20 protein-coding genes are annotated in these 24,165 nt (G+C 70.9%); 11 read left to right on the top strand and 9 right to left on the bottom strand.

Annotated elements, in window-relative coordinates; all coding sequences use genetic code 11:
- Positions 1-39 precede the first annotated feature (39 nt).
- Positions 40-1,482, bottom strand: coding sequence for a hypothetical protein (locus Q4V64_RS03380; RefSeq protein WP_253266663.1), 1,443 nt, complete (start codon positions 1,480-1,482; stop codon positions 40-42).
- A 334-nt stretch (positions 1,483-1,816) separates the two neighbouring features.
- Here Q4V64_RS03380 and Q4V64_RS03375 point away from each other — a divergent pair, with 334 nt between their 5' ends.
- The 3 genes from Q4V64_RS03375 (at position 1,817) to Q4V64_RS03365 (ending at position 3,488) form a co-directional block, all read left to right on the top strand.
- Entirely contained in the window at positions 1,817-2,425 is a 609-nt protein-coding gene (locus tag Q4V64_RS03375; RefSeq protein ID WP_172628969.1) for a hypothetical protein, read from the top strand.
- 127 nt (positions 2,426-2,552) lie between these two features.
- A complete protein-coding gene (locus Q4V64_RS03370; protein ID WP_124437095.1) occupies positions 2,553-3,017 on the top strand; it encodes a pyridoxamine 5'-phosphate oxidase family protein in 465 nt (154 codons plus the stop codon).
- Positions 3,018-3,095: 78 nt separating this feature from the next.
- Entirely contained in the window at positions 3,096-3,488 is a 393-nt protein-coding gene (locus Q4V64_RS03365) for a VOC family protein (protein ID WP_124437094.1), read from the top strand.
- A gap of 1,159 nt (positions 3,489-4,647) precedes the next feature.
- Here the strand turns inward: Q4V64_RS03365 and Q4V64_RS03360 are convergent.
- Together Q4V64_RS03360 and Q4V64_RS03355 are read right to left on the bottom strand one after the other, a co-directional pair.
- On the bottom strand, positions 4,648-4,950 hold the full coding sequence (locus Q4V64_RS03360; protein ID WP_124437087.1) for a DUF4235 domain-containing protein: 303 nt from the start codon (positions 4,948-4,950) through the stop codon (positions 4,648-4,650).
- 18 nt (positions 4,951-4,968) lie between these two features.
- The gene (locus tag Q4V64_RS03355; RefSeq protein ID WP_124437086.1) at positions 4,969-6,015 is read right to left on the bottom strand and encodes a glutathione S-transferase C-terminal domain-containing protein; all 1,047 of its coding nucleotides are present in this window, start codon (positions 6,013-6,015) and stop codon (positions 4,969-4,971) included.
- A gap of 222 nt (positions 6,016-6,237) precedes the next feature.
- Here Q4V64_RS03355 and Q4V64_RS03350 point away from each other — a divergent pair, with 222 nt between their 5' ends.
- Positions 6,238-7,158: a cation diffusion facilitator family transporter gene (locus tag Q4V64_RS03350; protein WP_253266662.1), complete on the top strand. Its 921-nt coding sequence runs from the start codon at positions 6,238-6,240 to the stop codon at positions 7,156-7,158.
- Between the two features lie 62 nt (positions 7,159-7,220).
- On the opposite strand, the gene Q4V64_RS03345 is transcribed toward Q4V64_RS03350, so the two are convergent.
- Together Q4V64_RS03345 and Q4V64_RS03340 are read right to left on the bottom strand one after the other, a co-directional pair.
- Entirely contained in the window at positions 7,221-7,670 is a 450-nt protein-coding gene (locus tag Q4V64_RS03345) for a nitroreductase family deazaflavin-dependent oxidoreductase (RefSeq protein WP_124437084.1), read from the bottom strand.
- A 325-nt stretch (positions 7,671-7,995) separates the two neighbouring features.
- Positions 7,996-8,628, bottom strand: a complete 633-nt coding sequence (locus Q4V64_RS03340; protein ID WP_124437083.1) for a LysE family transporter — start codon at positions 8,626-8,628, stop codon at positions 7,996-7,998.
- 412 nt (positions 8,629-9,040) lie between these two features.
- Between Q4V64_RS03340 and Q4V64_RS03335 the strand changes: the two genes are divergently transcribed.
- Positions 9,041-9,241 (top strand): ferredoxin, encoded by a 201-nt coding sequence (locus tag Q4V64_RS03335; protein WP_124437082.1) that lies wholly within the window; start codon positions 9,041-9,043, stop codon positions 9,239-9,241.
- 172 nt (positions 9,242-9,413) lie between these two features.
- On the opposite strand, the gene Q4V64_RS03330 is transcribed toward Q4V64_RS03335, so the two are convergent.
- Positions 9,414-9,998 (bottom strand): TetR/AcrR family transcriptional regulator, encoded by a 585-nt coding sequence (locus tag Q4V64_RS03330; protein WP_124437081.1) that lies wholly within the window; start codon positions 9,996-9,998, stop codon positions 9,414-9,416.
- 95 nt (positions 9,999-10,093) lie between these two features.
- Between Q4V64_RS03330 and Q4V64_RS03325 the strand changes: the two genes are divergently transcribed.
- The 3 genes from Q4V64_RS03325 to Q4V64_RS03315 all read left to right on the top strand — a co-directional run bounded on the left by Q4V64_RS03325 (position 10,094) and on the right by Q4V64_RS03315 (position 12,334).
- Positions 10,094-10,552, top strand: coding sequence for a nuclear transport factor 2 family protein (locus Q4V64_RS03325; RefSeq protein WP_124437080.1), 459 nt, complete (start codon positions 10,094-10,096; stop codon positions 10,550-10,552).
- 48 nt (positions 10,553-10,600) lie between these two features.
- A complete protein-coding gene (locus Q4V64_RS03320; protein WP_124437079.1) occupies positions 10,601-11,140 on the top strand; it encodes a flavoprotein in 540 nt (179 codons plus the stop codon).
- 222 nt (positions 11,141-11,362) lie between these two features.
- Positions 11,363-12,334: an aldo/keto reductase gene (locus tag Q4V64_RS03315; RefSeq protein WP_124437078.1), complete on the top strand. Its 972-nt coding sequence runs from the start codon at positions 11,363-11,365 to the stop codon at positions 12,332-12,334.
- 25 nt (positions 12,335-12,359) lie between these two features.
- On the opposite strand, the gene Q4V64_RS03310 is transcribed toward Q4V64_RS03315, so the two are convergent.
- Entirely contained in the window at positions 12,360-13,178 is an 819-nt protein-coding gene (locus Q4V64_RS03310; protein ID WP_124437077.1) for a phytanoyl-CoA dioxygenase family protein, read from the bottom strand.
- A 64-nt stretch (positions 13,179-13,242) separates the two neighbouring features.
- Between Q4V64_RS03310 and Q4V64_RS03305 the strand changes: the two genes are divergently transcribed.
- Both Q4V64_RS03305 and Q4V64_RS03300 read left to right on the top strand, forming a co-directional pair.
- A complete protein-coding gene (locus Q4V64_RS03305; protein WP_124437076.1) occupies positions 13,243-14,169 on the top strand; it encodes a helix-turn-helix domain-containing protein in 927 nt (308 codons plus the stop codon).
- A gap of 405 nt (positions 14,170-14,574) precedes the next feature.
- Positions 14,575-16,863, top strand: coding sequence for an RICIN domain-containing protein (locus tag Q4V64_RS03300; RefSeq protein WP_303708890.1), 2,289 nt, complete (start codon positions 14,575-14,577; stop codon positions 16,861-16,863).
- Positions 16,864-16,882: 19 nt separating this feature from the next.
- Here Q4V64_RS03300 and Q4V64_RS03295 read toward each other — a convergent pair whose 3' ends face one another.
- Together Q4V64_RS03295 and Q4V64_RS03290 are read right to left on the bottom strand one after the other, a co-directional pair.
- On the bottom strand, positions 16,883-18,109 hold the full coding sequence (locus Q4V64_RS03295) for an SLC13 family permease (protein WP_253266659.1): 1,227 nt from the start codon (positions 18,107-18,109) through the stop codon (positions 16,883-16,885).
- Between the two features lie 285 nt (positions 18,110-18,394).
- Positions 18,395-20,791 (bottom strand): SpoIIE family protein phosphatase, encoded by a 2,397-nt coding sequence (locus tag Q4V64_RS03290; RefSeq protein ID WP_124437074.1) that lies wholly within the window; start codon positions 20,789-20,791, stop codon positions 18,395-18,397.
- Positions 20,792-21,056: 265 nt separating this feature from the next.
- On the opposite strand from Q4V64_RS03290, the gene Q4V64_RS03285 reads away from it, so the two are divergent.
- On the top strand, positions 21,057-24,161 hold the full coding sequence (locus Q4V64_RS03285) for a glycoside hydrolase family 2 TIM barrel-domain containing protein (RefSeq protein WP_124437073.1): 3,105 nt from the start codon (positions 21,057-21,059) through the stop codon (positions 24,159-24,161).
- Positions 24,162-24,165: the final 4 nt, after the last annotated feature.

Below are 24,165 nucleotides of genomic sequence, written 5' to 3'. Positions count from 1 at the left end.
TGGGGGAAGTCCCGGTCCGCGCGACACAGCCACCGCCTGTCAGCCGTCGAGCCAGTCGCCTACGACGCCCGTGGGACGGTATCCGGTGGCGTTCCAGAGGAAATGCGGGTGGGCGCAGCCGAACATGTAGGCGAGCAGAGTGGTGTCTTCCCTCCCGGTTCGAGGGTCGTGCAGGGTGTGAAACATTTCGGATCCGACTACGCCGGCGTCCTGTTGGACATGACGAGCGCGGTCCGGCGACGGTGCCGCGCTGGATGCCTCCACGGCGGCGATGTAGGTACGGCGCAAGATCTCCCATGCGCTGTCGGTGTTGCCGTACCAGGGGCCGTGCAGTGCTTCGAAGGCATGGAGCTCGGCGTCGAAGAGGGGCCATGTGCGGGGGTACTTGGCTCGGCAGCGTGCGGATAGCTCGGCGGTCCGGGGGCTCAGTGCTGGTGTGGTGGGCCGCGGGGCGATGGTGAGGGTGGTGCCGTGGGTGAGGATGCCGGTGCATGCGTTGGGCTGGAGGTCGCAAAGCGTGCACTCCTCGGCCGAGGGGAGGCCTTGGGTGATGCCGTCGAACCACAGGGCGTGGCGGCCCGTGAGCCCCATCCAGACGATGGTGGTGGTCATCAGCCAGGTGTTCCACATCGGGCTGTGCGCCTCGGGCATGCAGCCGTACTTGACGAGGGCTATGGCGCAGGCAGCGTAGAGCGCCTTGGTGTGGGTGGGCATGTCGGCGAGCCAGAAGTTGCTGATCTCGCCGGTGAGGGCGTCGGCTCGTACATCGGCCATGTCGTCGATGACGCGGCACAGCAGCAGGGAGGCGAGGTTTTCTTCCTGCCACAGTTCGGTGTCGGGGGCGACGTGCCAGAACAGGCAGTCCAGCATCTGCAGGAGTGAGTAGGTGCTCTGGCTGAGTGGGTTGGTCTGGGGGAGCGTGACGCTGCCTGCGTCGTGCTGTTGGAGCCAGTACTCGTCGACGGATCGCTTATGGGCTGCGAAGAGTCCGCAGATCAGGGCTCGTGCGCTGTTGGTGCTGAAATCATCGGCCAAGCGGCCTTCGACGTGTTGGGTGAGGCGCGTGGTATCGATGGTGTCGATCACGCGTTTGTATTCGTGGAAGACGAGCATGTCGTCTTCGAAGCGGTGACGGTGGCCAAGATCTCGTTCAAGGTCGTTCATCTGCCGGGTCCAGGACCATCCACCGGTCAGGACGCTGTCGAGTTCCCGGCGGTTCGGCCAGGTCTTGACGGTGAGGGGACGACCGGCGCTCTGCCGCCAACGGTAGTCATCCAGCGTGCGTGCGGGGGGCGTGGGCAGCCGACGGCACAGAGGACAGGCGCAGACGGTTGTTTGCTCCTCCTCGCGCGGCGGGATGAGTGCCCGGCTCCTCCAGGCCCCTTCCAGCATCATGCAGGTCAGTCGGCAGACCTCAATATCGGTGCTGACCTGGGGGAAGGCTGCCTCGATCACGCGCAGGCCGGTGTCGAGGTGCTTCAACCTGGCGTAGCCCTTCTCGTCGGGCGGGAGGAACGCGGGCCGCGCCAGATGGAAGGCTCCCTCCACCTGCAGCGTGGTGCTGGAGTGGGGGTATCCGAGTGCGTCCAGCCGCTGCTGAGCGGCGTTCTGGCACGCTCGGTACTCCTCCGTGCTCCCCTTTATTCGCTCCAGCAAGAGGTGGGCCAGGGTGTTCCCCGCCTCCGTGGGCTGGAGCCGGGCGCTTGGCCGCGCCGCGAGCCAGCTGTCGGCGAACGCCCTCTGGACAGCACCTACGACTCGAGATTTCACACAGATCTCCATCAAGCTGTGGTCATGACAATAAAGTCGATCTACCGTGGTTGCCGGCCGGTCGTGTCCGAGAATCTTCCGCACCATCCGCGACGGCCTCGCTGAACAGCCGGACTCACGCGACCGGCTCCGGCTCCTGCTGCGAACGACCGCGAGGGACACGACTGCTGCGTTGACGGCCGAGGAAGGGTTCTCGAACGCGGTGAGCCGCTCGTCCACGGCAGGTTCATCGTCGACACCGCCGGCCTTCCATGAACGGCCCGCCCTTGTCGAAGCACTCCTGTTACAAGACGAGCACCTGCGTCGCCGCCTCAGCGGTGTTGATCAGGAAGCACTCGCGGCCCGTCAGGCGGTTCGGCGGTCGGCGTCGAACGGGTCGTCGAAGAGGAAGGCCAGGGAGAACCAGTTCATCAGGACGACCATGTCGTCGGCCGAGGCGCTCCTGGGTGTACTCCACAGGTCTGCTGACGGGGGTGTCGAAGGGAGGGCCGAACTTGACGTCCTGAGGCATGCGTTTCCTTTCGGGAGACGGAGCGCAGAGACCCCCCACCCCTGCGATCAGACGGTCGAGTTGACCGCCTGCGCACTCGAACTGGTCTTCTGTGGCCGAAAGTTGAACCGAGAAGCGGTACGAGGCTGCCCAGAGCGTAAATGATCTATACTGTGACCTGACCGTGATATCCGTTACTGCTCAAGCGAGTTGAGCTGCGTATACTGCGTCGCCCCTCACCTGAGACGGCATCACAGGTCGTGACGATGCCGCGCCAGGAGGTAGACCGCCGATGTCCCGACCCCCCGCACGCCCCGCCAAGCAGCGCAAGCAGGACACCCTGCACCGTCTGGAGCACGACGAGGACACGTGGGTCGCCACGGCCGACGGCGACGGGGGAGCGCCGTACCTCGTCCCGTTGTCCTTCCTCTGGGACGGTTCGTCCCTGCTCCTGGCCACCCCGGCCACCAGCCCGACCGGCCGGAACCTCAGGACGACCGGCATGGCACGCCTCGGCATCGGGCCCACCCGCGACGTCGTGATCGTCGAGGGCACGGTCGACACCCTCACTCCGGCCGAGCTGCCCGAGGAGGAGGCCGACCTCTTCGCGGCCAGGACCGGGTTCGATCCCCGTCAGCTCTCCACGCCCTACCTGTACTTCCGCGTCCGGCCCCGCCGGATCCAGGCCTGGCGGGAGGCGAACGAGCTGGACGGGCGTGAGCTGATGCGAGACGGAGAGTGGCTGGTCGCCGACTGAATCGGCCGGGCCGGGATATCCGCAAGGAGGAGGGCGCGGGACACGAGCGCCCCGCGCCGCGGACCTTTCGGAGGAGACATGGCCTTGGTGAAAGCGGGTGTCGTCGTGCTCGACTGCGCCGACCCCGAGAAGCTCGCGGAGTTCTACAAGGAGCTGCTGGAGGCCGAGCAGACCGAGGAGAGCGCCAACCGGGTGGAGATCAGGGGCGCCGACGGCATCCGGCTGGCCTTCCGCCGCGACATGAACGCGACGCCCCCGAGCTGGCCCCGCCCGGAGAACGCCCTCCAGGCCCACCTCGACTTCCTGGTGGAGGACCTTGACGACGCTGAGCGCAAGGTGGTCGGCCTGGGTGGCCGCCCACTGGAGACCAAGGACGCACCCGGCCCCCACGAGGAACGCGGCTACTCCGACCCGTCAGGCCACTCCTTCACGCTGCGCCTCACCACTTCCACCGCACCGAAGCAGGGTTGAGCCGGGCAGGTTGGGCTTGCCGGGGGACCGCGCTCGCTGGGCCGGATTTGGGGTTTGTGGAATGCGGCGGTGAGCCGGGTCTGGGGTGTGTGGGTCCACGGCCGCTGAGGCGGGGCGCTCACAGGTCTGCAGGGTTACGCCCGCCGAGCCGAGGCCGCGCGTCCGCCGGCCGGGCGCCTGCGCAGGTCGCGGCTGGTGGGGCTGGGTGTGGGGCGTCGTGTGGCCGTTGTGCTGGGCGGGCGATGTGGCGTGTGTCTGCTGGGGAGGGCTGGGGCTCGCGGGCCTGGTGTCGGGCAGGGCGGGGTGCGAGGTCGCGGCCAGTGAGGGGGTAGTGCCGCGGCAGGCAACGTTTGCCCGTCAAGGAGCGCCCGCCGCGCAGCGGCCAAAGACCGCAGCCGGCGCGTGCTCTCGGCGTGCCGGGCGCAGGCCCTCGTACTGGATGTACTTGGGTCTGTGCCCGGTGCGGCGAGTGGGGGCACCTCCCACGCCTTTAGGGCAGTGGGGGAGCGTGCCGGGCGTCGCGACGGGGCGAACGTTGCCTGCCGCGGCACTAGTGCCCCGACAGGCAACGTTCGCCCCGTCGCGGCGTCCGGCACGCACTCTCGCCGCACCGGCCGAAAGCCCAAGTACGTCCAGTACGAGGGCTTCCGGCCGGCACGCCGAGAGCACGCACCGGACGCCGCTCCTTAACGGGCAAACGTTGCCTGCCGCGGCACTAGATGCCGGGCCGTGTGCCCGTCGTGCTGGTTGGGCAACGCCGGCGGTGTCCGGGGCGAGCGGGGCTGCGCGCTGCAAGGTGCGTCCAGTGGGCAGCCGGGGGGGCGTAGGTGGCGCCCGCCGGCCGGGGGCGTGGGCCGTGCGCCCGGTCGCGTCGCCGGGCAAAGGTGCCGCGTGGCCCACAGGCCCCACCCGCCGAGCGGCGCCGGCCGGCAGGCCGCCCGCCGGGCAGGGCCGGGCAGCAGGATCGTAGGCCGCGCACCCCCCAAGCCGGGCCGCACTCCAATGGCGGCGGCTTCCGGGTAGTGCTGTGCCGCGCACGTCGCTGTCCGGCAAGGGGCGGAACCCTGCAGATCGCGCCCAGGTAGGGCAGGGCCCGCAAACCTTTCCGGGCCGGGGCGAGGACAACGAACCCCGGGCCCGGCAGAGGTGCCGTCCGCGGTCAGTCGCGCCCGCCTTTCTCGCCGGCCGGCCAGACACCGGTCTTGCGTTCGATGGCCTTCGCGCCCGTGCGGTCCACCGCGCTGCGTACCGCGGCGAAGATGGCGCCCTGGATCGCGGCGGCCAGCAGGATCTCTCCCCAGCCGCGGTCCCGGTCCAGCGCGTCGGGCGCGTCCTCCTCGTGCCGGATAGCCATCCACGTCTTGCGGAAGGCGAGCCCCGCCAGCCAGCCGCTCGACCAGCCCAGCACGAAGCCGATGGGCTGGTAGGCGAGGGGGAGCTTCAGTTTCTTCTTCTTGGCCATGTACGTCTCCTTCGTCGGTCAGGGCCGCCCCCGTGCCGGGACCTCCTCGTCCGGGGGGACCGGCCCGGGTGGTGTCCCGTCGCCGAACGGCCGGCCGCCCAGCTCCTCCCGGTGATGCGCCGTCAGCCACCCCGACAGATCGGGCCCGAGAGGCACGATGCCGGTCGGATTGATGCCGGTGTGCACCTGGTAGTAGTGCCGCTTGATGTGGTCGAAGTCGACGGTGTCGCCGAAGCCCGGCGTCTGATAGAGGTCGCGGACGTACGCCCACAGGACCTCGTTCTCCGCCAGCTTCCAGCGGTTGCACTTGAAGTGGCCGTGGTAGACGGCGTCGAAGCGGACCAGGGTGGTGAACAGCCGGATGTCCGCCTCGGTGATCGTGTCGCCGACGAGATAGCGCTGCCGGGCCAGCCGGGGCGCCAGCAGCTCCAGGCGCCGGAAGACGCCCGCGCACGCGGCCTCGTACTCCTCCTGGCCGGTGGCGAAGCCCGCCCGGTACACGCCGTTGTTGACGTCCTCGTAGACGTCCGCCATCACCGCGTCGATCTCCTCGCGCAGCGCCCTCGGGTACAGATCGGGCGCACCCTCCCGGTGCAGGGCCGTCCACTCGGTGGCGAGGTCCAGGGTGATCCGCTGGTAGTCGTTGGTGACCAGCTTGCCGCTGGGCACGTCCACGATCGCGGGCACGCTCACTCCACCCGGGTAGTCGCTCTCCCGCCGGTCGTAGGCCTCGCTGAGGTAGCGGATGCCGAGGACCGGGTCGCGGCCGTCGGGGTCGAGGGTGAAACGCCAACTGCGGTCGTCCTGGATCGGGTCGGCGATGGCAACGGACAGCGCGTCCTCCAGACCGAGAAGCCGCCGGGAGACCAGCGACCGGCTCGCCCACGGACAGGCACGGCTGACCACCAGACGGTAGCGGCCGGGCTCCACCGGCCAGCCGTCCCGGCCGTCCGACGTGACCCGGTCCGTGAAATGGCTCTTGGACCGCTTGAACGTCTTCCTGCCGTATGCGCTGTTACCGCCGTCCGCGCTGTTCGTGCTGTTCGCGCTGTTCGCGCTGTCCATGCTTCCTCCCAGACCTGCGCCTGTCCTGGTGAACGCGTTCCCCGTTTTCGGGCGACGGCACGGTGTGAGTCGTACCGACCGGGGCAGTCGGCGAAGGTGAGCGGCACATCCACGAACCGGACATCCAGGAACGAGCCCGCCAAGACACGATCGGCCACGACCCCCTCGGCCAAGACCGCGTCGGCGACGGACAGGAAGGCGGACCGCAGGACACGCGTCACCGTGCTCGTCGCACTCGCGGCGAATCTGTTGATCGCCGTCGCCAAGACCGTCGGCGGCCTGGTCGCCGCATCACCGGCGCTGCTGTCGGAGGCCGCGCACTCCGTGGCCGACAGCATGAACGAGGTCTTCCTGCTCGCCGCACTGCGGCGCAGCCGCCGCCCCGCCGACCGGCGCCACCCCTTCGGCTACGGCAAGGAGCGGTTCTTCTGGTCACTGCTCGCCGCCGTCGGGATCTTCGTCATGGGCGGCTGCTTCTCCTTCTTCCAGGCCTTCGAGGCCCTCAGCCGCGGCTCCGAGGAGAAGCTCAGTGGATACGTGGCGGGCCTGATCGTGCTGGGCGTCTCCCTCCTCGCCGAGGGTGTCTCCCTGGTCCGGGCCCTGTACCAGGCGCACCGGCAGGGCAGGGGCACGGACGGCCTGCGCGACCCGGCCCTGCGCACGGTCGTCGCCGAGGACGGCACGGCGGTGCTCGGCGTCACCCTCGCGATCACCGGCATGGCACTGCACATGGCCACCGGGCAGGTCGTGTGGGAGGCGTCCGCCTCCCTCGCGATCGGCGCGCTGCTCGTCTACGTGGCCTACCGGCTGGGGCGTGAGGCGCGCGACCAGCTGATCGGGGAGGCCGCCGACCCGGAGTCCAGCCGCCGGATCCGCGCCCTGCTGGAGGCGCAGCCCGAGATCGACAGCGTGGAGGCGCTGTTCACGATGAAGATGGGGCTGGACTCTGTGCTGGTGGCCGCCCGTATCGACCTGGTGCCCGGCCTGGACAGCGAGCGGGTCGAGGAGGTCGCCGTGCGCATCAAGCGGTCCATCGCCGGCACGATCGCCGAGGCGGACCAGATCTTCCTCGACGTGACCGACCGGCCCGCGGCCGAGGCACGAGAAAGCCCCGCCGCGACGGGGGAACGCGGCGGGGCCTGACGCTCGGGTGCCCGGCGGACGCGGGTCCATGCGTCCCCGGGCGAGAATTTTTTCAGGAAGGCTCAGTTGCCGTCCGTCGGCTCCAGCACGAAGACCGGTATCTCCCGTTCCGTCTTCTTCTGGTAGTCCGCGTACGGCGGGTACGCGGCCACGGCACGTTCCCACCACTCGGCCTTCTCGGCGCCGGTGACCTCACGGGCCCTCATGTCCTGCTTCACCGGCCCGTCCTGCAGCTCCACATGGGGATCGGCCTTGACGTTGTGGTACCAGACCGGGTGCTTGGGCGCCCCGCCCAGGGAGGCGACGACGGCGTACCGCCCCTCGTGCTCGACACGCATCAGCGGTGTCTTGCGCAGCTTGCCGCTCTTCGCGCCCCGGGTCGTCAACAGGATGACCGGCATCCCCGTGTCCATCAGGGTCGTCCCCTTGGTGCCGCCGGAGCTCTCGTACAGCTCCACCTGCTCGCGCACCCACTGCGTCGGGCTGGGTTCGTACTCGCCCTCAAGTGGCATGGCATCGTCCCATCGTCGTCGACTACGGCTGACTTGCACCGTAGATGAACACCAGTGCGTGTGGCATTCATCCCTACCTTGTTCCCCTACGGCCCCCAACGGGTACCGCCAGGCCATTACTTCACGCGTGATCGCCCCTCGACGGGTCGCACCCGGCACAGACGGCGTCGACCCCGTACGACAGCCGGCCGAAGGAAGAAGGAAGAGGGCCGCCACGCACCGCTCCACTCGTGCCGCCGCCCACGCCTGCACGCCGTGATCGCCGGCGGTCCATCGGCGTGCCGGCCCGGGCCGTACGGTGATCCCGGCGCCCCCTCGTCCCCGGTCACGACGGATCCACCGCCATCCGCACGGCCAACGCCATGATCACTGCGCTCGACACGAGCGCCGTCACCAGCCGTCCCCGGTGGCCCGTCAAGGCACGGCCCAGCAGCGCGCCACTCCCGGCGAGCAACAGCTGCCAGCTCGCGGACGCGGCGAACGCCGCCAGAACGAACACCCCTTGTTCCAGGGGCCGTACGGCGTCCTCGGCGTCCGTGCCGAGGACCAGTGCCGCGAAGTAGATCACGGTGGTGGGGTTGAGCAGGGTGATGCCCAGCAGCCCCAGGAACGCCCGTGCCGGGCTCGGGGGCGGCGGGTCGGAGCGGGTGGCGAGCCGGTGGGGCCGGTACTGGCGTACGGCCGTGACCGCGCCCCAGAGCGCCAGCGCGACCAGCACCAGGACGGAGGCCCAGCGCAGCGGCACCAGCACCGGCCGCAGCGCGCCGGCGAGGGCCGCGCCTCCGAGCGTGGCCACCAGGGCGTACACGCCGTCGGCGGTGGCGACACCCAGCGCGGCGCAGGCACCGGTCCGCAGGGACGTACGAGCGGTGAGAGAGACGAGGTAGGTCCCGACCGCGCCGACGGGAACGGCGATGCCGTATCCAGCGAGCAGCCCCGCGAGGAGCGCGGCGGTCACGAGCGCGGAAGCGTCGGCCTCCGGGGACGGCAGGGCTTCTGCTGGAGGCGCCCCGGCAGAACGGCGGTGGCGGGCAGCGGCAGAAGAACTTCGATCGTCGGCATGGCCAGATGGTGCGGGCGAGGACGATGGGGCCACAAACGAATTTTTCCTGCTGCCGGATTGCCGCAGCCACCGATCTGGCAGAACTTGTCGTCGCCCCATGGGTGCTCCCGCGCAGCCAGCGGACCGTGGCCGAACACCTCGACGCGATGATCGCGCAGGGCCCGCCCGCCGAGCCGGTGAGCGCGACGGCGGCCGACACCATGGACGCCGGGCGACCCGGCACCCACCAGTGCCGATCGCGTGGAAACGGGCGACACGGTCCAGGGGATGCTGGAACTCCCCGTGACCTGATAGGAGGCTTCCGTTCATGCATATCGACATCGACACGGACGTCTGCGTCGGCGCCGGCCAGTGCGCCCTGGCCGCCCCGGGCGTCTTCACCCAGGACGACGACGGCTACAGCACCCTCCTGCCCGGCAGGGAGGACGGCGGCGGCGACCCGATGGTGCGGGAGGCCGCCAGGGCCTGCCCGGTCGGCGCCATCACCGTGTCCGAGACAGTGGGCTGACCTCCGGCTCCGGCAGGTCCAGGGCTGTCCGGCGGATCCTGCCGAAGACGCGGGGCCGCAGTGACACCAGCCGGTCCGCGGCGGGTGCCCACCTTCCCCTGCGCCTACGCCGACCCGGACACAGGTGGAGTGGCGCCGGAGAACCTCCACCTCATCGCCGCCGAGCTGCCCCTCACCGGCCTCCTGCCGCACCTGTCCGGCCTGACGGACGGGACTCCAGCAGCAGCCGCGCCGCCTCGCGTGCCTGGGCGGCCGGCTGTGTGCTGCGCGTGATGCCCGCCGTGACCATGGCGCCCTCGGCGAGCAGGAACAGCGGCCCGGCCAGCGCGGCGGACCGCCCCGCGTCGGCCACGAGGGTGGCGAGGTAGGCGCCGAACGCCTCCTTGTGCGCCCGGACCTGCGCCGCCACCAGGGCTGACGTGGCGCCCAGTTCGCCGTACGAATTGATCCACGCGCACCCGCGGAACCCGTCCTCGCCGAACCACTCCTCCAGCCAGTCGAAGACCGCCAGGATCCGCCGCTCCGGGTCCTCCTCGCGCTCCACGTACGCCGCGAGCCGCCCGCGCCAGCGTCCGTCCCGTCGCTCCAGATAGGCCTCGACCAGCTGCTCCTTCGCCGGGAAGAGCTGGTAGAGCCGCTTGAGCGAGACGCCGGACGTGCCGCGGATGTCGTCCATACCGACGGACTGGATGCCCCGCCCGTAGAACAGCTCCTCGGCGGCGTCCAGCACCCGCTCCCGGGCGACCGCGCTGTCCATGGACGACCACTCCTTGACGCGAGAACGAACGTTCTCCTACCGTAGCAGCCGTGCCGGAGAACGCTCGTTCTCCCCGCTGGCTCACGGAGGATGACATGACCGACCGCCCGCCCCTGCCGCCCTTCACCCGTGAGACCGCACGGCAGAAGGTCCAGGCCGCCGAGGACGCCTGGAACACCCGCGACCCGCACAAGGTGGCCCTCGCCCACTCGGAGGACTCGGTGTGGCGCAACCGCGACACCTTCGTCACCGGCCGCGCGGAGATCGTCGACCTCCTCACCGCGAAGTGGGCGCGCGAGCGGGAGTACGCGCTGCGCAAGGACCTCTGGGCGTTCGACGGCAACCGCATCGCCGTCCGCTTCCAGTACGAGTGCCGGGACGCCGACGGCCGGTGGTGGCGGTCGTACGGCAACGAGCTGTGGGAGTTCGACGAACACGGGCTGATGACCCGTCGCGAGGCCAGCATCAACGACGTACCCATCGAGGAGGGACAGCGGCGCATCTTCGGTCCGCGGCCGCAAGCCGAGCGCGGGCTGTCCATTCCCGTCGAATAGGCCGGTCGAACAGGCCGGTCGCATCTGCCGGTTGAGTAGGGTTCCCGGGTGAGCGAACAGGCCGGGAAGCCCTTCCTCTACGTCGTCGTCTGCGCCGCCGGGATCGCAGCCGACGTCAGCGAACTGATCACCGCCGCCCACGAGCGGGACTGGGAGGTCGGTGTCATCGCCACGCCCGTCGCGATGAACGGCTTCTTCGACACGGAGGCCGTCGCGGCGCAGACCGGACGGCGGATCCGCTCGGCCTGGCGCAGCCCCGGCGATCCGCGCCCCTTCCCGCCGCCCGACGCCGTGGTCGTCGCGCCCGCCACCTTCAACACCCTCAACAAATGGGCGGCCGGCCTGGCCGACACCCTCGCCGTGGCCACCCTGTGCGAGGCGCACGGCCTGGGCGTCCCCGTCGCCGTCCTGCCGTGCGTCGCCGACGCGCTGGCCGCCCACCCCGCCTACCAGGACAGCCTCGTACGGCTGCGCGGGATGGGCGTCCGCTTCGGCGAGCCGTACTCCGGCGAGGTGGGCGAGGACGGCAGGCGGCCGGAGTTCGGGTGGGAGCGGGCGCTGGATCTGCTGGGCCGAGTCAGAGGGTGAGCTCCGGCGCGGAGCCGGCCGGCAGCCGGCGGAATCGGTCGCGGATGTCACCGGCAGCAACCCGACTCCCTCCGCGTGCCGCTGCCGGTCTACGAACCGGAAGCCGCACGTCAACGGGCGGGTGCCGTCCAGGGCCTGGCGAAGTCACGTATGACACGGAATGCGCACGACGCCGTACGCTCCCCTTCGTACCCACCCCCCCCGAAGGCAGGAGCGGCAACGATGCAGTACGTGAAGCTCGGTTCGACGGGCCTGGACGTCTCACGGATCTGTCTGGGCTGCATGACCTACGGCCTGCCCGACCGCGGCGTGCACGAGTGGACCCTCGACGAGGAGGCGTCACGTCCGCTGATCCGTCAGGCGCTGGAGTCCGGGATCAACTTCTTCGACACCGCGAACGTCTACTCCGACGGCACCAGCGAGGAGATCGTCGGCAAGGCGCTCGCCGACTTCGCGCGCCGGGACGAGATCGTGCTCGCGACCAAGGTGAACGGCCGGATGCGGCCCGGACCCAACGGCGCCGGGCTGTCCCGCAAGGCGATCATGGCGGAGATCGACCACAGTCTGGGCCGCCTCGGCACCGACTACGTCGACCTGTACCAGATCCACCGCTTCGACCCGCACACGCCCGTCGAGGAGACGATGGAGGCGCTGCACGACCTGGTCAAGGCGGGCAAGGTGCGCTACATCGGGGCCAGTTCGATGTATGCCTGGCAGTTCTCCAAGATGCAGTACACGGCCGAGCGGCACGGCTGGACCAGGTTCGTCGCCATGCAGAACCACTACAACCTCCTCTACCGCGAGGAGGAGCGGGAGATGCTGCCGCTGTGCGCGGACCAGGGAGTCGGCGTGCTGCCGTGGAGCCCGCTCGCCCGCGGCCGGCTCACCCGGGACTGGGGCACCGTCACCGAACGCAGCTCCAACGACAACTTCGGCAGCCGCCTCTACCAGGAGGGCGACCGCACGATCGTCGAGGCCGTCACCCGTATCGCGAACGACCGGGGCGTCCCGCGCGCCCAGGTGGCCCTCGCCTGGCTGCTGCACCGGGAGACGGTGGCCGCGCCGATCGTCGGCGCGGCCAAGTCCCATCACATCGAGGACGCGGTGGCCGCCGTCGAACTGGAGCTCAGCGACAAGGAGATCGAGGAGCTGGAGCAGCCCTACACCGCACGGCCCATCGTCGGCCACTCCTGATCGGCCACTCCTGAGGGGAGCGGGGTCAGTGCGGCCCGTTCGGTGCGAACTCCGTGCCGCATGGACCCGCGCCCTCGCTCTCCGGCAGTGCCACCCGCTCTCCGCTCATCGACAGCGTGCGGTAGTAGTGCCCGATGCGCTCGGTCGAACGGCCGACGTAGTGGCCGATGAAGGAGCGGCGGAACCGGTCGGCGGTGCGGTTGGGCTGTGAGCCGTGCACCAGGCTGCCGTTGAAGAACAGCACGTCCCCGGGCTCCATGTCGACCGGCACCGGCGTGAGCCCCGGCGGCGGGGGCACGTACTCCCGCGCGAAGGACAGTTCGGCGTCCGCCTCCTCCGGGCAGAACACCTCCATCCGGTGCGTGCCGGGGACGACCTCCAAGCCGCCGTTGACCCGGTCGATCACGTCGCAGGCCACCCAGGCCGCCACACACGTGCCGGGCTCGACCCGCAGATAGAAGTTGTCCTGGTGCAGCGCCTGACCCCGGGCACCCGGCGGCTTGAAGTAGAACATGCTCTGCGCGGCCAGCACCTCCTCGCCGAGCAGCGTCCGCAGCACGTCGCGCAGCCGCGGGTCCAGCAGGACGCGCAGCGCGAGGTCGTTGATCTCGTGGGGGTGCATCACCCTCGGGTACCGGTGCAGCGGGTCCGCGGACGAGCGCGGTTCGAAGTGCCCGGGCACCGGCCCGGCCGCGTGCAGCGCCGCGAACTCCGCACACAGCCGGTCGATCTCGTCGTACCCGAACAGCCCCCGCACGACCGTGAAGCCGTCCTGCCGGAACTGCCGCAGCTCGGCCTCGGGCAGGATGGGGGCGCCGGCGGCGCCGATATCCGTGGCTGTCATGCGTTCCACTCCTCGGTGAGGTGGTTCCGATACGTCAGGCTAGGCGGGAGCACGGTGAAGGAGGATGCCCGTGACCGCTGACGGATTGTCCGAGGCTGCCGCGCCCGGGGATCCCGCCCCGCCCCCAGGGCTGGTGGCGGTCGGCCGCTTCGACCAGCTCCCCGGCTACGGCGTGCACCGGCCGCACGGCGCCGACAGCTGGCTGTTCACCTGGACGACTGGTGGCCGCGGTCGGCTGCGCCAGGGCGCGAGCGAGACGCGGGCGGGCGCCGGGGACCTGGTGGTGCTCGCCCCCGGCGTCCGGCACGACTACGGGACCGAACCGGGCGCGGCGCACTGGCGGTTCTGGTGGGTGCACTGCCAGTCCCGACCGTCCTGGCCCGCCTGGCTGCGGCCGTACGACGCCGGCGACGGCATGTACGTCGTCACCCCCGCCCACCCGGGCGTCCACGGCCGGATCGAGGCCGCGTTCGGCCGCATGCTCGCCGACGCCCGCTGGACCGGGACCGGCACCCCGCCCGCCTCCGAACCCGGGGACGGCCGGGAGCGGGTCGCCGTGGCGCACGGCAGCGCGGCCAGGGAACTCGCCCTGTGCGCGCTGGAGGAAGTCGTCCTGCTCACCGTCGGCGCCGCGCGTACGCCGTCGCCGCCGCCCGGCGTCGACCCCCGGGTGCGCCGGGCCCAGGAGCTGATCGCCGCCGACCCGGGCGCCCCGCACACCGTCCGTTCGCTCGCCGCCGCCGTGTCGCTGTCCCCCTCCCGGTTCGCGCACCTGTTCACCGAGCAGCTCGGCCGGTCCCCGATGCGGGCGCTGCGCGAGGCCCGTCTGCATCACGCGGCCCGGCTGCTGGAGAGCACCGACCTGTCCGTGGAGCGCGTGGCCGCGGCCTCCGGGTTCGCCAGCCCCTTCCACTTCAACCGGGTCTTCCGCGAGCGCTACGGGATGCCGCCGGGCGCCTACCGGGCAAGCGGCCCAATGGTTGGAAGGTGATCTGCCAGGACCGGCCGAATGTGCGGTGGAGTGGCAGTTCAATGGTTGGGGCGGAGCCAAGTGAATGTCATTCTCATTCAGCGTGCCGATTCTGCGGCAATCCCTAAAGCATCGCTATTGACGTTTCGTCAATCCCGCTGCCGTGCACATAACGCACAAAACCGTGAGATCGCTTGTTCCGCCTCGGTGGCCTGTGCAAAGGTGTGCCCTGTCGACGCACGGACAAAACAATTCCCCCTGTGCGTACGAGGCCGCTCCCGTACGTCCCTCACGCTTCAAAAGAGCTGCCCCTGGCGGGCGTTCGAGATGCCGAACCATGTGCGGGTGTGCCCGCCCCGTCGTCGACGGGATCGCATACCCATTGGTATGGACTTTATGAAGCAAGCCCTCGGGAGGAATGCCGCCGTGCATGACGCAGGCCTGTCGAATTCCCCGACTCCCGCTCGGCCGTCCGAAGCCACGGACGAGCAACTGAGCGCTGAACTGAAGAAGTGGAGTGGGGCGACACCCGCGGTCCAGCCCGTCGGTGAACTTCTCGACCGGCACTGGGAAGCGGCCTTCGCCTACGCACGGCTGTGCACCGACGGCCCGCGTCCCGCGGGAATGCTCACCACCGCGGCATTCACGAGGCTCTTCGGGGAATCCCTGCGGCAGACCGGACCGACGTCCGCATGGCGCCCGCATCTGCTCGTCACCGTGCGCCGTATCGCGGCGGAGTGGGACACCGACGGCAGACGCGAACTGCTGCACCCGGAACTGAGAACCGAGGGCGGCGGGGACCGCGTCGCGGCTCGCCTGCTGCCATCGCCGGACCGCCGGGTGCTGTCGGGGGCGTTCCAGAGACTGCCGCAGCCCGCCCGCTGCCTGCTGTGGCACACCGAGGTCGAGGCCGAGCCGCTCGGCGTGCCCGCCGCCCTGCTGGGTCTGGACGAGGAGGACGCCCGCGTCGAAGTTCGGCGCGCCCACGAGCGGTTGCGCGAGGAGTGCCTCCAACTCCACCGCGAACTCGCCCCCGAGCAGGAGTGCCGGCACTACCTCCGGCTGCTGGACGTCACCTACCGGCGCGGCGGCGCCGACATCGACACGGACCTCCGCGGCCACCTCGACGGATGTCGGCACTGCCGGTACACCGCCGACCAGTTGCACCAGTTCAACGAGGGTCTCGGCATCGCCCTGGCGGAAGCCGTGCTCGGCTGGGGTGCCCGCGTCTATCAGGAAGCACGCGCGCGTGTGCACGCCGTCCCCGACGAGGCTCAGACACCGGCGCCGGCCCCGGCCATCGCGGGTGAATCCTTCTTCGCCGAGGAGGCTGCCGAGCCCCCGACCGCCTCGGGTCAGGCACTGCCGCCCTTCCCGTCCTTCCCTCCCATGCCGGAGGGCCGGCCTTCGGCCGTCGCGGGCGGGACCTTCGGTGCCGAGACCTTGAGTCCCGAGGCCTTGGCTTCCGAGGCCTTCGGTCCTGAGGCCTTGGCTTCCGAGGCCTTCGGTTCCGAGGCCTTCGGTCCTGAGGCCTTGGCTTCCGAGGCCTTCGGTTCCGAGCCCCTGGGTTCAGAGGCCTTCGGTTCCGAGACTCTCGCCTCCGGGACGTTCGGCTCCGGGACGTTCGGTTCTGAGCCCCTCGGCTCCGAGCCCCTCGGCTCCGAGCCCCTCGGTTCCGGGACCGAGACCTTCCGCCCCGAGGCGTCCGCCCCGCGCACCGGTCCCCGTACCGCCGCCCGCGCAGCCGCGCGTACCGGCGGCCCACGCTCCGCCTCCCGACGCTCGGCGCACAAGGCAGCCCGGCGCGCCTCCCGCCGCAACCTGGCCGTGGCCGTCATGACCGTGAGCGGCCTGATCGTCCTGCCGTTGGTGCTGTGGTCCTCCCTCGACTCCTCCGACGGCACCGGCCCGGCCGACGAGGGCCGCGCCGCCGAGCAGCCCGGAGCGGACTCGGGCACCTCGACCTCCGACCCGTCCTGGGCCGACGCCGGTGACGCGGAGCAGGGCACCCTGCGCGGCCGACTGCACAATGTCACCTCCGGGCTGTGCGTCGGCGTCGTCGGCAACAAGGCCGTCAAGGGCGCGGAGACCGAGCTCATCACCTGCTCCTCGGACGCCTCCCAACGATGGTCGTACGAGCCCGACGGACTGCTGCGCAACGCGGAGGACCCCGACCTCTGCCTGGACTCCCACCTCGGCTACTCGGTGCGGCTGGCCCCGTGCAGCGGCGCGGAAAAGCCGGACACCAAGAACGTCCGCTACGACTTCACCCTCCAGGGCACCCTGGTCCCGCGCTGGAGCCAGGACCTCGCCCTGACCCCGGCCGCCACCGACGGAGGGGGCGCGCTGGTCCTGAAGACCCGCGACGACGGCTCCGCCCAGCGCTGGGTCATCGACACCTCGAAGACGGACCTCCAGATGGAGGTGGTCAACTGGGAAGCGGGCGCCACGCCTTCCAAGACACCCGAGGCCAAGCCCACCAGCCCCGAGCTGCCGAAGACACCCGCGCCCACGCCCACACCGACGCCGTCCGCGACCCCGTCCGCCCCGAAGCCCTCGCCGACTCCGACGAACCCGTACCCCACGGGCGACGCGTCCTGCTACTACAACCCGTACTCCTGCTCGTGGAACGGCCAGAACGGCCAGTACGACCAGAACGGCTGGGGCGGGTACGGCGGGTACAACGGATACGGGTACCAGGACGGCCGCCGCTGACCGGTCATTCGGGACCCGTTCAGCCTCCGACGACCTTGAGCGACGCCCACAGCGCCACCACGGCGGGCACGAGCGCGGCCGGCACGGAGAGCATGCCGAGCCGGGTGAACTCCCTGAGCTCGACCTCGTGCCCGTGCTCGTGGGCGATGCGCCGCCACAGCAAGGTGGCCAGCGATCCGGCGTAGGTGAGGTTCGGGCCGATGTTCACCCCGAGCAGCACCGCGAGGACCGCGCCGGGTCCGGCCCCGGCGGTCAGCGGCAGCAGCACCAGGACCGCGGGCAGGTTGTTGATCAGGTTCGCCAGTACGGCGGCCAGCGCCGCGATGCCGAGCAGGGCGGGCAGCCCGGACCCGCCGGGCAGCACGTGCCGCAACGCGTCGGCCAGGCCGTGGTCGACCACCGCGCGCACGACGATGCCGAGCGCGAGCACGAACGCCAGGAACGACGGCGCCGCCGCCCGCACCACCGTGAGCGGGGCGGCCCGGCGCCATACGAGCGCCCGGCCCGCCAGTACGAGCGCCCCGGCGAGCGCGGCCCAGGCCGGCTCGATGCCGAGGGCGGAGGTCACGGCGAACCCGGCCAGCGTGCAGGCGACGGTGACGAGCGCGAACAGCGGTGGTTCGGGAGCGTCGGAGGGGTCGGGGGAGTGGGTCGACGCTGTGAGGTCCCGCTCGAAGAAGCGCCGGAAGACCGCGTACTCGGCGACGATCGCGACCAGCCAGGGCAATGCCATCAGCGCCGCGAACCGCGTGAAGCTCAGCCTGCTCGTCGTGAACGCCAGCAGGTTGGTGAGGTTGGAGACCGGCAGCAGCAGCGAGGCCGTGTTCGACAGGTGCGCGCTTGCATAGGCGTGGGGCTTGGCGGCGACGCCCATCCGGGAGGCGGTGGCGAAGACCACCGGCGTCAGCAGCACCACGGTGGCGTCCAGACTGAGTACGGCCGTGATCGCCGACGCCAGCACGAACACCGCCGTCAGCAACCGCTCGGGGGACCCCGACGCCCGGCGAGCCATCCACGCCCCGCACGCCTGGAACAACCCTTCGACGTCGCAGAAGTGGGCGAGCACCAGCACCGCCGCGAGGAAACCGACCACCGGCCCGAGCCGCGCGGCCTCCGCCCGCGCATGCTCCAGCGAGATCGCCCCGGTCGCGATCGCCACCCCGGCCGCCGGGACCGCCATCACCGCCTCCGGCCATCCGAACGGGCGGAGCACCGCCCAGGCGAGGACGGCGACGAGCAGCGCCACGGACAGGACTTCGGCGAGCGGGGCGGTCAGGGCGGATCCTTCAGGACGTGATCAGGTCGAGCGCGGCCATTGAAGCAGGCCGCGGTAAGAGACCGCCAAGGGCCTCGGACGCGTTGTCCGCGCAGGCCCCGCGGCCGACGGACGCGCGCAGCTCGGAGGCGTGACAGCGCGTGCTTGCGGGACGCGGGCGCGGCCGGGCCGTCCCGGGCAGCTTGTGCGGAGCGCTCGTCGCGCCGTCGCCGTTGCCGCAGGCGGTCACCAGACCGTCGGCGACGGCGCGCACCCTCACTCCTCGTCGAGGAGAGCGATCTCCGCCCAGATCGTCTTGCCGTCGACCGTGTGCCGGCTGCCCCAGCGCTGGGTGAGCTGGGCGACCAGCAGCAGACCGCGCCCGCCCTCGTCCCACGTCTTGGCGCGGCGCAGGTGCGGAGCCGTGTGGCTGGTGTCGGAGACCTCGCAGATCAGCGTCGTCGCGTCGTGGATCAGCCGCAGCCGGATGGGCTGGGAGCCGTACCGGATGGCGTTGGTCACCAGCTCGCTGACCACCAGTTCGGCGGTGAACGCCACCTCGCTCAGGGCCCAGATGCCGAGCTGGGAGACGACCTGCTTGCGGATCGGCGCGACCAGCGCCGGGTCCGCCGGGATGTCCCAGGTGGCGACCTGAGAAGCGGGCAGCCCGAGGGTGCGGGCCAGCAGCAGCGCCACGTCGTCCAGGGCGCCGCCCGGCGTCAGCAGTCCGTGCAGGACGCGGTCGCAGGTCTCCTCCAGTGAGCCCGAGAAGGACGCCAGGGCGTCGCAGAGCAGTGTGTGGCCGGCATCGACGTCCCGGTCGCGGCTCTCGATCAGCCCGTCGGTGTACAGGGAGAGAACGGTGCCCTCGGGCAGTTCGAGCTCGGCGGACTCGAACGGCAGCCCGCCCAGGCCCAGCGGCGGCCCGGCGGGCAGGTCGACCTCCACAGGCGCGCCGCCCGGCGGGAGCATGACGGGCGAGGGATGACCGGCCCGGGCCAGCGTGCAGCGCCGCGACACCGGGTCGTACACCGCGTACAGGCAGGTCGCGCCGACCTCGCCGGGGCTGCCTTCGCCGCCGGCCTCCGTGGACAGCCGTACGACCAGGTCGTCGAGGTGGGTCAGCAGCTCGTCGGGGGCCAGGTCGATGTCCGCCAGGGTGCGTACGGCGGTGCGCAGCCGGCCCATCGTGGCCGAGGCCTGGATGCCGCGGCCGACGACGTCCCCGACGACCATCGCGACCCGCATCCCGGACAGCGGGATCACGTCGAACCAGTCCCCGCCCACCCCGCCGGCCCGCGCCGCCGGCAGGTACCGCGAGGCGGCTTCCACGGCGGCCGTGCGCGGCAGCGAGCGGGGCAGCAGGCTGCGTTGCAGGGCGAGGGCGGTCTCGCGTTCGCGCGAGTAGCGGCGGGCGTTGTCGATGCAGACGGCGGCCCGGGCCGTGACCTCCTCGGCCAGCAGCACGTCGTCGGGCGTGAAGCGGTCCGCGCGCCGGAACCGGGAGAGGACGGCGACACCGAGCGTCACGCCACGGGCCTGGATCGGCACGGACATCGTGGAGTGGATGCCGTGCCGTTTGACGCGTTCGCTGCGCACCGGGTCCCAGGCGAGCCACTCGGCGAGATCGTCGGTGTCCATCGACGCCACGATGGTGTGACCCACCAGCAGGGAGTCCGCCTGAGGAGAGGAAGCGGGATAGACGTCCACCTGACCGGGCTTGGCCACGGCCTCGGGGTTGCCCGAGTTGATCGACCGGTGCGCCGCACGGCGCAGGCTGATCGGCGCGGTGAGCCGTGCCGTGGACTCGCCGTCCGAGTCCGGCGGGTCCAGCAGGTCCACGCTGACGAAGTCGGCGAGGCCGGGGACACAGACGTCCGCCAGTTCCTGAGCCGTGCGGGTGACGTCGAGGGTGGTGCCGATCCGGATGCTGGCCTCGTTCACCAGCTGGAGCCGTTCCCGGGCCATGTACTGCTCGGTGAAGTCGTGGGCGGCGACACACACCCCGCGCGCCCGGCCCTCGGCGTCGGTGATCGGGGCCATCCGGGCCAGCCAGGCGTTCATCCGGCCGCTCTCGCCGATCGGCAGATACGTCCGTACGTCGTGTCCCCGGCCGGTGGTGAGCACGTGGTGCAGATGCTGCTCGATCTCCACGCTCTGGGGTCTGCCGCTCAGCTCGGGCACCCGCAGACCCCGCACCCGCTCCTCGGGCAGCCCGAGCACCTCGGCCATGGCGGCGTTCATCCTGCGCAGTCTCAGCCGCTCGTCGTAGATGGCGATGGCGCACGGAGACTGGACGAGCTCGGCCCTCTCCAGCGGGTCGTCGGGGGAGTACGGGCCGTCGCTCTCGAGCGGGGTGACCACCAGCCAGTGGCCGGAGTTCTCGCCCTCCGGCTGTTTGTGGTGGGCGAGCAGCCACACGGACACCGTCGAGCCGTCGCGGTGACGCAGTGTGAGTGTGCCGTCCCAGCGGGATCCGTCGGGCACCAACACGGAGGTCCGGCCGGCCGCACCCTCGTCCGCCAGCAGCTCGGCGGCGGGGCGGCCCACGACCTCGGCGGCCGAGTGGCCAAGGAGCCGACGGGCACCGTCGTTCCACTCCACCAGCGTGCCCGCCTCGTCGATGACAGCCCGCGCCGTCGCGGCATCGTCGAACGGGTACACCGGGCTCATCGTCGCCACTCCATCGCGCACACTCACAGTGAACAGGGTGTGTCACTGGGGTTCAGCCTAGTGCGTCGCGGCCCTACGCGGACGGGAACCCGTGTTCGCGCGGGGCCGCTGCCCGGCGCTGGTCAAGAGGCAAATCCAGCCGATGTGACGCCTGGGGCAGAAGCTCGTCACCGCACTCTTGACGGCCCTGTGTGACCAACGGAAAGAATCTGTTTGTTCACGATCAGTTGTGAGTACTTCTGGGCCCTAATGAGGGAGAGCCGCCATGTCGGTCACTCGCAGATCGGTCTTAGTCGCCTCCGCGGCCGCGCCGGCGGCCGGAGCGCTCCTGGGCGCCCCGGCCGCGTGGGCCGCGGACGCCGCCGGGGCCGCCTCAGGCGCGTCCGGCCGCAGCACGGTCGCCCTGCGTGACGGCTGGCGCTTCGCGCTGGTCAACCCGGGTGGGATCACCGACCCGACCGGCGCGTACGCCGACGCCGCCGCGCCCGGTTACGACGACTCGGGCTGGCGCACGGTCGCGGTTCCGCACGACTGGAGCATCGAGCAGACGCCCACCACCGAGCACGGCACCACCAGCGGCACCGGCTTCTTCCCCGGAGGCCTCGGCTGGTACCGCCTCGCCTTCACCCTGCCGCCCGCCCTCGCCGGCAAGCGGATCTCCGTGGAGTTCGACGGCGTCTACATGGACTCGCACGTCTATTGCAACGGCACCGAGGTCGGCCGGCACCCCTACGGCTACACCGGCTTCGCCTTCGACGTCACCGACCTGGTGCACACGGACGGCACCACCGAGAACGTGATCGCGGTCAAGGTGCAGAACCGGCTGCCCAGCAGCCGCTGGTACTCGGGCAGTGGCATCTACCGCGAGGCCCGCCTGGTCGTCACCGAACCGGTGCACGTGGCGCGCTGGGGGACGTATGTCACGACGCCCGACATCACCAAGGACCGGGCGTCGGTCAAGGTGCGGACCTCGGTGGTCGACGAGACCGGCACCGTGAGCGAGGTCGAGGTCCGGTCGCGGATCAAGGACGCCGACGGCCGTACGGTCGCGCGCACGGCGACCACGGTCGCCGTGACCGACCAGGCCACCGAGACCCACGAACTCGCCGTCGCCAAGCCGAGGTTGTGGGACTTCGCGTCGCCTCACCGCTACACCCTGGAAACCGAACTGCGCGTCGCCGGCAAGACGGTCGACACCTTCCGCACCCCCTTCGGCATTCGCACCGTCCGCATCGACCCGAACGAGGGCTTCCACCTCAACGGCCGCTACGCCAAGCTCAGGGGCGTCGACCTGCACCACGACCTCGGCGCGCTCGGCGCGGCCGTCAGCATCGACGCGATCCGCAGGCAGATGACCATCATGAAGTCGATGGGCGTCAACGCCTTCCGCACCTCCCACAACCCGCCCTCGCCGGAGATGATCGAGGTCTGCGAGGAGATGGGCATCGTGATGATGGTGGAGGCGTTCGACTGCTGGAAGAGCCCCAAGACGCGGTACGACTACGGCCGGTTCTTCGACGAGTGGGCCGACAAGGACGTCACCGAGATGGTGCTGGCCGCCCGCAACTCGCCCGCCGTCATCATGTGGTCGATCGGCAACGAGGTCTCGGAGTTCACCTCCACCGCCGGCCTCGCCATGGCGGACCGGCTCATCGCCGCGGTCAAGGCGACCGACGCCACCCGCCCGATCGTGATCGGTTCCCACCGGCACCGCAGCCTGCCCGCCGTGGGTTCCCCGGGCGACCTGATCCTCGCCAAGCTCGACGGCCTCGGGCTCAACTACAACACCGCCAAGTCGGTGGACGCCCTGCACGCCCGCTACCCGAACCTGTTCCTCTTCGAGTCGGAGTCGTCCTCCGAGACGTCGACTCGCGGCACCTACCAGGAACCGGAGCGCCTCAACACGGGCGAGAACTACACGCCGGGCAAGCGGGCGACCTCGTCGTACGACAACAACCTCGCCTCCTGGACCATGAGCGGCGAGTACGGCCACAAGAAGGACCGGGACCGGAAGTGGTTCACCGGGCAGTTCCTGTGGTCGGGCATCGACTACATCGGCGAGCCCACGCCGTACGACGTCTTCCCGGTCAAGGCCTCCTTCTTCGGCGCGGTCGACACGGCCGGCTTCCCGAAGGACATGTACTACCTGTTCCAGAGCCAGTGGATCAGCGAGCCCATGGTCCATCTGCTGCCGATGACCTGGAACCACGAGGAGGGCGACACGGTCGAGGTGTGGGCGTACTCCAACGTCGACACCGTCGAGCTGTTCCTCAACGGCAAGTCCCTGGGCGTACGGCGGTTCGACACCAAGAAGACCGTCGACGGCCGGGAATACCTGGAGACCACCGAGGCCACCGGCGACGACAAGACCTTCACCGACGGCCCCTACCCCGGCAGTTACACCAGCCCGAACGGCAGCGCGGGCAAGCTCCACCTCACCTGGAAAGTGCCGTACGAGCCGGGTGAGCTGAGGGCGGTCGCGCGCCGCGACGGCAAGGTGGTCGCCACCGACGTCCTGCGCACGGCCGGGGCGCCGCACGCCGTACGCCTCACCGCCGACCGCAAGTCCCTGGCGGCCGACGGCCGTTCGCTGGTCTTCGTCACCGCGGACATCGTCGACGCCCGCGGGGTGGTGGTGCCCGGCGCCGAGCACCTGATCTCCTTCGACGTGACGGGCGGCTCGCTCGCCGGGCTCGACAACGGCCGCGAGGAGAGCGCCGAGCGCTACCAGGCGAGCACCCGGACCGCCTTCCACGGCAAGGCGCTCGCGATCGTACGGTCCGGAACGAAGCCGGGCGCCCTGAAGGTGGCCGCCCGCGTGGCGGGCCTGCGGCCGGACACCGTGACCGTGCGGACCGTGCCCGCCCGCTCGGCGGCGACCACTGCGGCGGCAGCATTCCAGCCCGACCACCCGGCGCCCCCGAACTACCCGTACGCGGACGCCAGTTACTCCGGCCGCCCGGACACCCTGCCCGCCGCGATGCTCGACGGCGACCCGGCCACCGGCTGGTCCAACGCCTTCAACAAGGCCGCCACCGCCCTGCTGCCCGCGTTCAACGGCGCCCGGGCCGAGGACTGGGTCTGCGTGGACTTCGGACGGAGCAGGACCTTCGACCGCGTGGAGGTCTCCTTCACACTGAGCGCGACCCACAGCCTGCCCGCCTCCGTCGAGGCCGAGGTGTGGGACGGCTGCCGGTACGTGCCGGTGAAGGGGGCGGCCGTCGACTGGGCCACCGCCTCCGACGAGCCTACGATGATCACCTTCGACGCCGTCCGCGGCTCCCGGCTGCGGCTCACCTTCACCAGCCGCCACCCGGGCGAGGTCCAGGGCGCGGTCCGCGTCAGCAAGCTGGAGGTTCCGGCCGGCTGAGCGG

It is taken from the genome of Streptomyces sp. NL15-2K (assembly GCF_030551255.1).
In the GTDB taxonomy this organism is placed as follows: domain Bacteria; phylum Actinomycetota; class Actinomycetes; order Streptomycetales; family Streptomycetaceae; genus Streptomyces.
The sequence above is the reverse complement of the archived record's forward strand: the minus strand, read 5'-3'. Positions and strand labels throughout refer to the sequence as shown.